Origin of the sequence: Microscilla marina ATCC 23134, from assembly GCF_000169175.1 — a bacterium.
Classification (GTDB): Bacteria; Bacteroidota; Bacteroidia; order Cytophagales; family Microscillaceae; genus Microscilla; species Microscilla marina.
The window spans coordinates 78,166-92,649 of sequence record NZ_AAWS01000008.1 but is presented as its reverse complement, the minus strand read 5'-3'; the positions used below and the strand labels follow the sequence as shown (position 1 = coordinate 92,649).

The following is a 14,484-nucleotide window of genomic DNA, read 5'->3' as shown; positions in this document are numbered from 1 at the left end:
CCAAGTTCATTTTATAAAGGAATCGTTCAGACTGTAGAGTATTTCAGGGTCTTACTCATTCATGATAACTAAAAACAAGATAATAAGAATGATAAATATCTTTCTAAGTGATCTGGAAAAAATAAGATGTGCCAATTCAAGAAAATATATTGTTCTCAGACAATTCAAAAAAAACGGTGCATAGCCAAAGCTATGAAGCTTTTTTTTTGAGAAGAATGAGGGCAATAGATACACTTTAATGGCTCAAATTATTTATGAAAGATCACTAAGGAATGGTGAAAAAATAAGTTACCGAACTGCTTACAGCCCTGATTGATCAGGAAGACGTTATTTTTTGTTCATTCCTAAAACACGTTTTTTTGTTAGAAGAACTCATTTCATCTTTAAATAATGAGTAGTTTTCACAAGCATTTAAAAAGACCAGATCAGTTCTTATGCTATATACCTAATTATCAAATATTTAACAACTCATTTTTTAATTTTTTACTTAAGCTGGTTTAACAATCAGTATAAACCGCTTACTCTATTAAAGTTTATAGTTAAATGAAACACCTAATATTAAAAAGTTTAGTTATTTCAAGCTTGCTGTTATTTGGCAACCTTATAGCTGCTCAAGCACAACCTCCCGCCCGCGAATATGGGTTTATCAACAAAAAAGGGAAAGTCATTGTCAAGATGAAATATGCCTATGCCGGCAACTTCTCCGAGGGTCGGGCGGTGATCAAAGTAGGCAAAAAATATGGATTTATCGACAAGAAAGGGAGAGAAGTGATCAAGCCCCAGTTCGATAAAGCCCTGGATTTTAGCGAAGGGCTGGCCGCAGTAAAAAAAGATGGCAAGTATGGCTTTATTGATAAAAAAGGAAAAATAAAAATAGATTTTCAATTCGAAAGGGCAGGTAAATTTTCGGAAGGACTTGCCGCTGCCCGTATGGACTACCGCTGGGGTTTTATAGACAAACGTGGGCGCAAAGTAATTGATTACCAATATACTTATGTCCGTCCTTTTAAAGAAGGGCTTTCAGCCATTAGCCAAAGCGGAAAAAGCGGATTTATAGACCGTGGGGGGCGCATTGTTATAGGACGCTTGTATCGTTCGGTGAGCGACTTTAACCAAGGGCTGGCTTTGGTAGAAAAAGGGCATAAAAAATACGGTTTTATCGATAAAACCGGTACCGAGGTAATTCCGCCTACCTACTACCGCGCCAAAAAATTTACAGAGGGGCTTGCTGCAGTTCAGAAAGATTTTAAATACGGTTACATAGACCTGACTGGTAACCTCACTATCAAAAACGACTATTCCAGAGTACAATCATTTAGCGAAGGACTGGCTTGGGTAAGAAAATCGCATAAGGCCAATTATGGCGCCATTGACAAAAACGGTAAAACCATTATTGAACCCCTCTACAAAAAAGCGAAGCGTTTTAGAGAAGGGTATGCTATAGTGAGCAAAGACAAGCAATACGGGGTAATTGACCGCAAGGGAAAAGTAATTGTTGACTTTAAGTATGACCTCATCCTCCACTTTCACGAGGGTATGGCTCGGATTGTAAAAATAAATGAAGAATACGAGACAACCATTGAGACGCCTATTGCTACTACTCGTAAGGTAAGAAAAAAACCACGAGTAATCACCACTTATGAGTATGGGGTGATCAACAAAAAGGGGCAAATGCTCATACCCACCAATTATGCCAGGTTAGGCAGTGTATCGGAAGGGTTGATAATGGCCAAAAAAACCAAAAAAGGACTCTACGGATATATCAACCTTAAAAATGAAACAGTCATTCCTTTTAAATTCAAAAGAGCCTATTCATTCTCAGATGGGCTTGCCGCAGTACGCACTGATAACTCTTTTTATGGTTATATAAACAAGAAGGGCAAGCTCGTAATACCTGCCACCTATGATCGTGCCTACCCATTTTCGGAAGGGCTCGCCGATGTGAAAGTCAACGGTAAGTATGGCTACATCAACAAACAAAGTAAACTCGTGATTCCTGCCATTTATAGCCTTTGCTATAGCTTTAAAAAAGGAGTAGCAAGGGTAAAAAGCAATGGCAAGTATGGCTTGATTGATAAAAAAGGCAAGCTATTATTGCCTATCGAATATGACTACATAAGCTATGTGAATGATGATTTGTTGGTGAAAGTTAAAAAAGACGAAAAGTATGGTTTTGCCAACATCCAAGGCAAAGTAGTGGTGCCTTTGCAATACAAAAAGGCGGGCAACTTTAGCCACGGATTGGCAAATGTAAATAAAGAAGGTAAGTGGGGGTTTATCAATACAACTGGCAAAGTAGTGGTTCCGTTTCAATACAATTACACCTATGAGTTTAGCGAAGGGCTGGCTGCAGTAAAAAAAGACGGAAAAGTGGGCTACATTGATACCAAAGGCAAATTGGTGATTCCGATCATGTACTACAACTATGGCAATAGATTTCATGAGGGGTTGGCATGGGTAAAGAAAACGCCTTTGGGAAAGTATGGTGCCATTGACAAAAAAGGTAAAGTAGTAGTGGATTTTGGCTATGCTGTAGGCTACCGCTTTAATAATGGGATAGCCATTGTAAAAAGAGCAAAGCTAAGAACAGGCAAGTATGGCGCAATAGATAATAAAGGTAAGTTAGTAGTTGACCTTAAGTATGACAGGTTATACTACCACGGCAAAAAAGGGTTACTAAAAGTCTCTAAGGTTACCCGTATAGTCTCTCAACCAATCAAGACAACCCCCACCAAAAGATATGTTACTACTTCAACACAGGGCATACTTAGCCCCAGGGGCAAATTGCTGATTCCACCAAAATACTACCGTTTGGGTACCCCTTCTAAAGGATTGGTAGTAGCCCGAAAAAAAAGTGGGGGGAAATACGGCTTTGTTAACCTAAAACACGAAGTAGCGATCCCATTTGAGTATGATTGGGCTGGCAGTTTTGGCAAAGAGGGGTTGGCACCCGTGCGTAAAAATGGTGAACGGGGGTATATCAACACCAAAGAACAATGGGTGATTCGTGGAGGCTATACTTCGGTAAGCGAGTTTTCGGAAGGGCTTGCCAGGGTGAGGAAAGATGGTAAGTACTATTTTATAGACAAGAACGGCAAAAATGTTTTAAGCGTTAATTATAGTTATGTTACTGCCTTTGAAAATGGCTACGCCAAAGTAGTAGAAAACAAAAAGTATGGCTGTATTGACAAAAAAGGTAAACTCATAGTGCCCTGCGAATATGACTATGTGATAGGAGTAAAAGAGGGCATTATAAGGGTGAAAAAAGACAGAAAATACGGAGCTGTCAATACCCAAGGCAAGCTCATAGTACCTTGCGAGTACGACTATGTAGCAGCCGCCAAAGAAGGTATTATTAGAATCAAAAAAGACAGAAAGTACGGCTATGCCAACCAAAAAGGCATCATTGTACCCACTCAATATGACCTTAATCTAGGCTTTTCGGAAGGACTCGGTAGGGTAGAAAAAGACGGAAAATACGGTTACGTCAACAAAACGGGCAAAATAGTGATTCCTCTCCAATACGATTACGCCACCAAGTATAGCCAAGGGCTTGCCGCAGTAAAAAAAGATGGCAGGTATGGCTACATCAACAAAACAGGTAAAACAATTTTGCCTTTTAAGTACCCTACTGCATTTGAGTTTTCAGAAGGGCTTGCCTGGGTAAAAGACCTTGGCAGCAATAAGTTTGGTGCCATCAATACCAAAGGCAAAATGGTCATCCCTCCTACTTTTCGCTACACCGAAAACTTTAAAAAAGGAACCTCTATAGCGAGCAAGGGCAGTTATGGTTCGGGGTATTATGTGGTAGATACCAAAGGAAAAACACTCACCACCCAAGCCTACAAGCAGATACGCAGGCTGGACAATGGTTTCTTTAAAATTACCCAAAAAACCAAAAAAGTCATTGAAGACCCACCAGTTGTAAGAAAAAAAGTCAAAAGGCCCAACATACGATATGGGTTAATTGACATGAAAGGCAAGGTAGTCATTCCGGCGAAGCACCATTACCTAGGGCGATACCAGGAAGGACTCATAAGGGTACAAGCCAAACGTTATGGCAAATATGGCTACTTTAACAAACAGGGCAAAGTGGTTATAGAGCCTCAATACCAGTATAGCGCCGACTTTTCGGAGGGGCTTGCTGCCGTAAAGCAAAATAAAAAATACGGATTTATCGACAAAAAAGGCAAGCTAGTCATTCCTATCCAATACGATTTTGCGGCTGGTTTTAAAGAGGGACTCGCCAGAATAAAGAAAGACGGTAAATATGGGTTCATTAACAAAAAGAATAAGCTAGTCATTCCGGCTACTTATGATTATGTAGCTGATTTTATCGCGGGGCTTGCCAAGGTACGAAAGGACAAAAAATATGGGTTTATCAACAAAAAAGGCAAGCTGGTCATTCCTATTCAATACGATTTTGCCTACTCTTTTGCTGAGGGGAAAGCTGCCGTGCGCAAAGGCAAATACTATGGTTATATCAACACCCAAGGGGAAGAAATTATCCCTCTAGTGCAGTCTTATTACCCCAGACAGTTTTCGGAAGGGTTGGCTTTGGTAAAGCAAGCGCGTAAGTATGGGTTTATCAACGCCAAAGGGGTGCTCACGGTTCCGATGCAATACGAAGGGGGCAGTTCTTTTAAAAACGGGGTAGCCCTCATGAAAAAAAATGACAAATGGGGAGGGATCAACACTAAAGGCAAAGTAGTGATTCCATTTGAATATGAAGATTACTATTCTTCTACTCAAAAACTATCTATCCTAAAAAAGAATGGCAAATGGGGAGCTGTGAATGCCAAGGGTAAAGTAGTTGTTCCTTTTAAGTACACCAAACTTAAACCATTCTCCAATGGATTTGCTGTAATAGGTGAAACCACCAAAGAATAATCAATGATAACCAATGCCCCTAAGAGCTTGTTTAAATTTTCGTTTATAGGAGACTTTATGATGAGTTTTCAGATTAGATGCGTCAAATTTTGAAGTAATAGCAGCGCTATTGCTGATAAATTTGACAATATATAATCAGGAAAGGCACGTAAAAGACCTAATTAATGATTTTTAAACAAGCTCTAAAACACCCAATCTGGCAAATGCTGGTTTGGGTGTTTTTTTATGGTGCCGAAAAAAACACACTGATTACCCTCAATAAATCACCTATCGTACATCTTTGGTTAATTGTGTACCAGTTTATGAGGTAATTTACCCTGATATTGCGGTAACTTTATTTTTTCGAAAAACTATGAAACAATTTACCCCTCAAACAACCTGGCAACCACCCAGCCACTGGCAACAGATAAGTACCATAGATGCCCACACTGGTGGCGAACCTTTGCGTATTATTGTAGATGGGTTTCCTGAGCTACCAGGCAACACTATTTTAGAGAAAAGGCGGTTTGCCCGCGAAAACTTAGACCATTTGCGTACTGCGCTTATGTTTGAGCCACGCGGACACGCCGACATGTATGGTTGTATACTTACCCCTCCTGTATCGCCCGAAGCAGATTTTGGCGTGTTGTTTATCCACAACGAGGGCTATAGTACCATGTGCGGACACGCCATCATTGCCCTTACTAAAGTGGCGTTACAAACCGGCATGTTGCCTCAACAAACCCCTGTAACTACTATAAAAATTGACACGCCCGCCGGGCTTATTACTGCTTTTGCTACTATAGAAAACGATGAGGTAACAGAGGTACACTTCCAAAATGTGCCCTCGTTTGTGCTAGAGTTAGATGCCGAAGTAGAAGTACCCGGGCTGGGCACCATTGCGTATGACCTGGCTTTTGGCGGGGCTTTTTATGCTTACGTGCAAGCCGACCAACTGGGGCTCAATTGTACCCCAGACGAATACAAGGAACTGATAGACAAAGGGATGGAAATAAAACATGCCATTATGAAAAGTCGCAAAATTGAACATCCTTTTGAGCAAGACCTTGGTTTTTTGTATGGAACCATTTTTATAGCTCCACCATTAGGCGACAGTGCCGACAGTCGTAATGTGTGCATTTTTGCCAACGGCGAAGTAGACCGTAGCCCTACAGGTACAGGGGTAAGCGGCAGGGCGGCTATTCATCACGCCCGCCAAGAGCTTGCTGTAGGCGAAAAAATGTACATCGAGAGTATTTTAGACTCACAGTTTTCGGTAAAAATAGCCCGCGAAATTACTTTTGGCACTTACAAAGCCATTATTCCCGAAGTATCGGGTACGGCATACCTTACGGGCAGTCACCAGTTTTGGGTAGACCCAGAGGATGCACACAAGGAAGGGTTTATTTTTAATTAGCTACTTGGGAGCCGACAAGGTTCTAGGCGTACCTTGTTCCACAGGCAATACACTACTGGCTGATTTTTTTTTAACTTCAGCCCTCGAATTAGAGGCAAGTTTGTAACTTTCGTTGAATAGCAAGTTACAAACTTGCTTCTATTGTCAGGTATAAAGCCCGGAGACTTAAACCAGTAAAGTAGAGGGCTTTCTTATAAAAAATGAGCAACCTGAAGCTTGTAAAGTACGAAGTTTCGATCGGGCGTGAAGACACTGCCCGAGGCGGAAATATGGCTTTTAGGAGGTATATTCTCCTAAATAGCCTTTTATCAGAAAACCCTGCAGTAAGGTACACCCTGTTCTAATAGGTAGCTATCAAATTTGATAGTTAGAAAGCATACTGGACAAATAGGCTAAACAACACAAAAGACAAGCTAAATACAATGCAAAAAATCAGAATATTATCCCGCCACGACGTACAGACAGCTTTGCCAATGGCAGATGCCATCAAAGCCATGCGCGAATCTTTTACCTGGCTATATCAACAACGGGCGCAACTACCCCCCAGAACTGAAATGGCGATCAAAGATGCCAACGCCGATGTGTTGATGATGCCTGTATACATCCCCGATTACCAGCAAATGGGGCTTAAAATAGCCAATGTTTTTCGAGAAAACCCCGCCCAAAACCTGCCCTTGATTCAAGGTTTGATGTTATTGATAAACACCCAAAACGGACAAGCAGAAGCCATCATGGATTCTACCTATTTGACCGCCATGCGCACTGCGGCAGGTTCGGCGCTTGCCACCGATGTATTGGCAAACCCAGATGCCCAAACCCTGGCAATTTTTGGTACAGGTGCCAATGCCATTACCCACCTTGAGGCCTTGTGCCTGGTACGTGACATTAATAAAGTGTATATTTTTGGCAGGTCATTGGCAAAAGCCCAGGCATTTGTGCAAGCCCAACAAGCCCACTGTAGCGCCCTGTTGGAAGCCACTGACGATCTGGCAGCATTGGCCGAAGCAAGCATTGTTTGTACAACAACCAGCGCCTCTACTCCCTTGTTTGATGCCAACTACATACAACCTGGCACCCACATAAACGCTATTGGCACTTATAAGCCTCACCTACGCGAAGTTCCGGGCAAACTGGTGGCAAAAAGTAGAATAGTAGTAGACTACCGTGAAGCGTGCCTGAAGGAAGCGGGTGATATTTTAATGCCTTTGCAAGAGGGTTTGATTGACGAACAAGACGTACTCGCCGAGTTGGGCGAAGTACTCACTACCGGTTTAACCATCCGCAAAAGTGCTCAAGACATTACTTTTTACAAATCGGTGGGGGTAGGTACCCAAGACCTGACCGCAGCACATTATATTTTACAAAAAGCCAATGAGTTAAATTTGGGCACATTACTAGAAGTTTAACTTGGTTGATCATCTGGTAAACAGTAAAATAGTGCCTTGATAGCCAATAATAACCAACAACCAGTAAAAATGACCAACGCTGACGAAAACAAAATCATTGCTTTGCTCAACAGCAACAACGAGGTAAACGTTACACTTGCTTTTCAGTTGTGCCAGGGAGCAGGTGGGCATTATAGCCCAAAATTAGCTGCTTGTTTGCAAAAACACCCCTTGCTTTGTGTACAGTATGGTTTTGAACAAACCTATACCCAACGCTTGACCCAACTAAAAATGGAGCAAAATACCTGGAGTACTTTGCCTAAAGAAATACTCCAGCTCACCCAATTGCAGGAGCTCAAGTTACGCAACAACCAATTACAGGCTTTGCCCCATACCATACACCAGCTGGGTTGCCTCACCTCTTTGAACTTGAGTAAAAATCGTTTGAGAAATTTGCCTGAAAGCATAGGACATTTGCAACACCTGCAACATTTGTGGCTATGGGGCAATCGTTTATCAGCATTGCCACAGAGTTTTGCCCAGCTTACCGCCCTTAAGGTACTCTACCTCGACAATAACCTCTTAACCACCTTTCCTCAAGAAGTAACGCAGCTTATTCATCTCGAAAAATTATTTTTGGGGGGCAACGATATACAAGACCTTTCTCCTGCTATAGGCAAACTCGTGCAACTCAACACTTTGTCGTTGGCAGACACTCTGATCAAGAAATTACCCGACGAAATAGGCAAGTTGAAGCAACTTCAGCAACTCAACTTTGAAAATAGCAAGCTCAAAGTTTTACCCAAAACGTTCGGTCAACTGGCTCAATTATCAGAGGTGTTTTTGGCCTACAATCAACTGGGGGCTCTTCCAGAAACTATAGGAGGCTTGTCGAAACTCAAAGAACTTCACTTGCAAGTAAACCGCCTGACTGGCTTTCCTAAAAGTATAGGAAAATTAAATTCTTTAGAAGTACTCGTGGCAGACGACAATCAGCTGGAAGTATTGCCCGCTGAAATAAACGGAATGAAAAACCTACGAAGTCTCTCGCTCAGTGGTAATCAACTCAAAACGCTCCCTATAAAGTTGACCCAACTGGAGCACTTGCACAAACTCAATGTATATAACAACCCCTTTGAATATATTGTACCCGAAATGATTCCCTGGTTAGAAGCCAGAGGCTTTGGAAACTCCGAAGAATTGCGACAACTAGCTGCTCAGATGTAGTTTTTTTCACCCCTTTTTTTCCTGTTCTCAACCCATATTGGGTCGTTTTTAGCCTATCCACTTACTTTTTTAATCGACCCAGTTTTTTGTTTTAAAACAATAATTTATTGTACAAATATACGATTATTTCACCCTTTATTTATACTATCATAGCATAGGTATATACTAATTTAACCCTGCCTTATGAAAAGATTCTTACCTGTATTACTTTGTTTATAGTTGGTAAGCCCAACGGCAACCATCCAATCATACTACACAACTAAAATAAAGACAATGCTAACTTTAAATCAATCAAAAAAACGCCACACTGGTAGGCAGCGAGAGCAACTTTTCACAATGCTAATGAAGCAAAACTCAAGAAAAGAATGGGTAAAAACTGCCACCCAAAAGTTAACAATGCTCTTATTGTTAATGATAGGTATTCTATGCCATGCCCATGCACAACTAAAGGTACAACCCAAAACACTTCCCCCTCCCCAGAAGCCTCATCAAGTTGATGATCACCAATGCTCAAGAATGCACGCCCACAAACAACATATACGGGAAAATCTGAAAAAAAAGGCAATGAAAATACGTGCCAGCCAACATATACAAAAAATGAGTCGGGCAGGTAGCCGTAAGCGCCCGTTTCACTTGTCTAGCATAGCTCCAGCAGGTGCCGCCAACAATCATGAAACGACAGAAACTGGCTGCCAATATACCCCCACTCAATTGGCTGGTTTGAGTACCAGTGCGTTGGTTGCCTTTTTGAAAGCAAACAGCGATTACGATTGTGTGGGAACCCCACTGTTTGAAATCGGAAACCATTTACCGAACCTGTTTTCCAATCAAAAGATTCAGGCAGTTTTTCAGGAAATATACAATTTGGGAGCAAGCTATGATGGAACCTTTGCCAGTGGTATATATGGCTTGCTCATCTACATGCATGCGGCTACTTATCAGGAGTTTTATAACCCCAACTATGTTACCCTCGATGCGGCCTCTAAAGCTTTATACAGCCAGGCATTGGGTGCGCTGTCGTCTAACAACCATTTGTTTGACCTGACCGATGAGGCTTTGTCGGTTTTGAAAGAATACTTTACTAACTGTGACTATGAAGGAGTCCGCCATCAACCGTTTGTTTTGAGTGTAGTAAAACAAGCAATGCGTAACCTTACTATCAACGATAACTGGAAACAGATTTCTGATAATAAACTGCTAAGAACTTATGTTGGATCATACAATGGTTTTTTCTTTTTGATGTTTCGTGGCAGTGGTGCTCCTAATGAGGGTGATAGTCAGTTTTGGACAGCCGTAGATAACGATCCTGAACTGACTTCTTTACTGGCCAGTGTTGGTAAAGACGCTGAACTATTGGCCAATCCCAACCTTGGTTTTATGGTAAACAATGCCGTGCAGGAGTTGAGCCGGATGGCGCACATTCCTGGGGTAATTAGTCAGATAGAGGGTGAGCTTGCTTCCATTATCAACCTTTACCCTCGCATGGAGATCAAGTGGTTTAAGGCAACGCTTGCTTTGAACCAATATGGCAATTGTGCTACTTATGGGCTTTGCGAAGGCGAAGAAGCACTTAAAGAAGAGCTGCACCGCTACCTTTTTCCAAATGAGTACTCGCTGGACGACGGCAAGTTATTGGTAAAAACTCCCTTAGGTCATAAAGAAGTACAGAAACTTTACCATGCGGCTAAAGAGGTACAGGCACAGTTTTTTAAAATGTTACAAACCGATCAACCCGTGGAAGGTGATGTAAATGAAACATTGAACATGGTAGTGTTTGGCTCTAAGAGTCAGTACGAGGACTACGCCTCTTATTTGTATGGCATTGACACGAATAATGGGGGCATATACATAGAGCGTCGGGCTACTTTTTATACCTGGGACCGTACCGTAGGAGTAGAAAGTTCGCTGTCGCTGGAGTCGCTTTTTCGTCACGAATATTGTCATTATTTGCAAGGTCGTTATCTGGTACCAGGCTATTGGGGCGAAAACGAAATTTATGACAACAACCGCCTGGTGTGGTATGAAGAAGGAATGGCTGAGTTTTTTTCTGGGTCTACTGCTTCCGATGGTATAAAATTGCTTGCCTCTAATGCCAATGTAGTGCGTGGTTTGGGTAGTAATTGGCCAAGCCTCACCGATTTATTCAATACCAGTTATACCAGTGGCAACTTTCACCATTATCACTATGGCAACATGGCTTGGTACTATTGGTATACCAATGATTTTAGTAAATTGAAAACCTTTTTTGAGCTGACCCGAAGCAATGACGTGGCAGGGTTCGACAACCTGGTAAACTCACTTAAGTCATCAGACGAAAGCCAATATCAAACCTTTTTGGGGCAAGTAAATACGAAAGTTGTTAACGGCAAAGAACCTAGCACCAAATGGTTGAACGACCTTCAGTTGATATTGGGCAAGCCATCCGAAGTAAAGGCTGAGTTTAGCCAAATCACTGGAATCCAGGATGTAACGGCAAGTCTGGAGACAAGCATGATCAATAAAAGATTCAAAATTACCGGGAGCATTACCGGAAAGGGTATTGCCAACAACAACGCCACTGCTGCCCAAAGCACAGGTGACGCTCTGAATGAGTTATTGAAGAACCTACGCAACAATAGCAAATTTAATAACTTCGACTACACTGTTGGCTACATTACCAATGTGAGCTTTGCTGGAGGAATACCCAAAGCTAACTTTGTGGTGACGGGACCTTTGCGCAACCCTAACATAAGCAAAGATGCTGCTGCCAACTTTAAGGCAAGCATGAGGGCAGTATTAGTTGGTACAGAGTTGCAGTTCATCGATCAATCAGTAGGTCAGATAAATAACTGGACCTGGAGCTTGATTGGGGGAGCGCCCGGCATAAGTAATGTACCTAACCCTGCAGTAGCATATAAAAATGCTGGCAGATACGATGTGGCTTTGACCGCCAACAGCCAAAATGGTACTACTAACACCACCAGTCGCAATGAGTACATTAGGGTATATGCCAAAAACAACGCAAACTATTGTACTCCTGCTACTCAAAATGACTTCACGTCTATTCGCCGGGTGCAACTGGCAAACATTGACCACGCTACCGAGGGTTTTCCTGCCAATGGGTATGCCGACCACACCTCGGTACTCACCGAGCTTACTCAAGGGCAGAGTTTCCAGCTAACTGTTACCCCATGGCATACCAGGTCAGACAACATAGGGGTGGGTGTCTGGATAGACTGGAACCAGGATGGTGATTTTGACGATGCTGGAGAACAAGTAATGATGCAAAAAGGACGATTTAAGGAAGTAAAGGCAATGATACAAGTGCCCACCAACGCAGTACGCGATATTGCTACCCGCATGCGGGTAAGACTTAATTACCGGGTAGGCGAAAATCCTCAAGCCTGTGGTAATGATAATTTTATTGGTGAAACCGAAGATTACTCGGTAGTAGTGATTAATGAAGCTATAGTTGAACAAGCGCCTGTGGCATCGTTTACTTCTGAGGTAAATTATACCATCCGGGGTGAAGCACTTAAATTTGAAAATACATCATTGGGCAACCCTACTGATATCTTGTGGGAGTTCCCTAATGGTAACCCTGCCACCAGTACAGCAAATAACCCTACTGTCACCTACTCTACTGCGGGGGTTTATCCAGTAATTTTGACGGCAAGCAATGTCACTGGACGCAACCAGGTCATTGGTTATGTAACAGTGCGCCAAGGTGGTGGAGTAGACGGAAACTATTGTACTGCTTCTCACAACCGCGATGATGTACACATCAACAATGTACAACTCAATACCATTAACAACAACTCAGGCTCTGGTACCAACGGCTACGAAGACTACACTGCGCAAAGTACTACCCTGTTACACAACAATCAATATGCATTGTCGATAGGTGCCACCAAAGACTGGGACCTCAATAGGGTAAGGGTGTGGATAGATTGGAACCAGGATGGAGATTTTAACGATGCCAATGAACGAGTGCTGGATGTAAGCGGAACAGGTGCTCCTTATAATACATTGGTTGCTGTACCTGCCAATGCCAAAGAAGGTGGCACCCGTATGAGGGTAAGGATTGCCTATGCCGACCATGCGGCACCGTGTGGAGCAGATGGCATAGGCGAAACCGAAGACTATACAGTATATGTAGCGCCTACACTCAAGGCTCAGTTTACGGCAAATAAAACAACCATCGATGCAGGTGAAAGCATCAGTTTTTCGGATGCCTCTACGGGCAACCCTACTGCCTGGAACTGGACATTTGCGGGAGGTTCATCTACCAGTAGTACATTGCAAAACCCCGTGATTACTTACAATACTCCGGGGGTATATGAAGTAAGTCTGACCGTAAGCAATGCCACAGGTGATCATACTCAAACTATAGCTGCAATGATTACGGTCACTGGTGACACTACCTGTACTTATTGTGCCGCTACAAGTAACGGTTCTGACTATGAGCACATTGCCAAGGTAAAGCTGGGGGACTTTGACAATGCTTCTGGTGCGGCTAACTATACCGACTTTACTGACAAAACTATTACGCTCTACGCAGGTACTACCCAAACCATAGCGCTTACACCAGGTTATTCGGGCACTGCTTATGACGAATATTTCAAGGTATGGATTGATTTTAACGGAGATTGTGATTTTGACGATGCCGGAGAACTTGTGTATGTTTCTGGAGCTACTAAAACTACCGTTACTGGCAATATTGAAGTACCTTCTGGAATAGTTAAAAAGACCCGTATGCGCATAGCCCTAAAGTACAATGGTGCTGCCAGTGCTGCCTGTGGAAGCTTTGCCCATGGTGAGGTAGAAGACTATACTGTGCATATTATAAGTGATGGTGTTAATCCTTTACCTGATTATTGCAAGGCAAGTGCACAGCAAACCAACACAGAACACATTACACGGGTGCAAATAGGCAACATAGATAATGAGTCTGCCTCTAGTGGATATGCCAATTACACGGATCAGACAACCAACATCATGCCTGGCTCAAGTCAGGATATTACAGTAACCCCAAGTGCTAGTTGGACAGACAGCAAGCTAAGTATATGGGTAGACTGGAACCAAGACGGTGATTTTGACGATGCCAACGAAGGCACAGTAGTAGAGGGAGTTGGTCCTTATACTGTACGTTTGACTGCCCCCAATAATGCGGCTATAGGCACCACCCGTATACGTATTCGCCTTTCTTACGGTAGCTCGTTAAGTACTGCCTGTGGAGATGGTTGGACAGGAGAAGTAGAAGATTATAGCCTCAATGTAAGCACTCAAATGGCGCGAACTACTCAGGCAAGCTATCGACAAAGGCAAGCAAAGGTATACCCTAACCCAACAACGGACGGACGCTTTACAGTAGAGCTACCTGAGGCACATCGTTTGTCTTTGGGTGATGTTGTAAAGGTAAAAGTGTTAGATTTAAGTGGTCATTTGAAGCAAACCTTTACTATGCAACAAGCCAAGGCTAATTTGCGCTTAAATAGCCTGACCAAGGGAATATATATGCTACAAATTATCACAAACCAACAGACATACACCCAGCAACTGGTAGTGAAGTGATGGCTGACCTTTGATATAAATAGATAGATGAAG

5 protein-coding genes are annotated in these 14,484 nt (G+C 42.6%); all 5 read left to right on the top strand.

From position 1 onward, the window contains the following. Positions 1-543 precede the first annotated feature (543 nt). The 5 genes from M23134_RS08775 (at position 544) to M23134_RS08755 (ending at position 14,451) form a co-directional block, all read left to right on the top strand. On the top strand, positions 544-4,890 hold the full coding sequence (locus M23134_RS08775; protein WP_002695571.1) for a WG repeat-containing protein: 4,347 nt from the start codon (positions 544-546) through the stop codon (positions 4,888-4,890). Positions 4,891-5,242: 352 nt separating this feature from the next. Next, positions 5,243-6,286, top strand: a complete 1,044-nt coding sequence (locus M23134_RS08770; RefSeq protein ID WP_045113257.1) for a proline racemase family protein — start codon at positions 5,243-5,245, stop codon at positions 6,284-6,286. A gap of 422 nt (positions 6,287-6,708) precedes the next feature. Further along, positions 6,709-7,692 (top strand): ornithine cyclodeaminase family protein, encoded by a 984-nt coding sequence (locus M23134_RS08765; RefSeq protein ID WP_002695564.1) that lies wholly within the window; start codon positions 6,709-6,711, stop codon positions 7,690-7,692. A 36-nt stretch (positions 7,693-7,728) separates the two neighbouring features. Further along, positions 7,729-8,898: a leucine-rich repeat domain-containing protein gene (locus tag M23134_RS08760; protein ID WP_002695562.1), complete on the top strand. Its 1,170-nt coding sequence runs from the start codon at positions 7,729-7,731 to the stop codon at positions 8,896-8,898. A gap of 342 nt (positions 8,899-9,240) precedes the next feature. Then, positions 9,241-14,451 (top strand): GEVED domain-containing protein, encoded by a 5,211-nt coding sequence (locus M23134_RS08755; RefSeq protein WP_045113256.1) that lies wholly within the window; start codon positions 9,241-9,243, stop codon positions 14,449-14,451. Positions 14,452-14,484 lie beyond the last annotated feature (33 nt).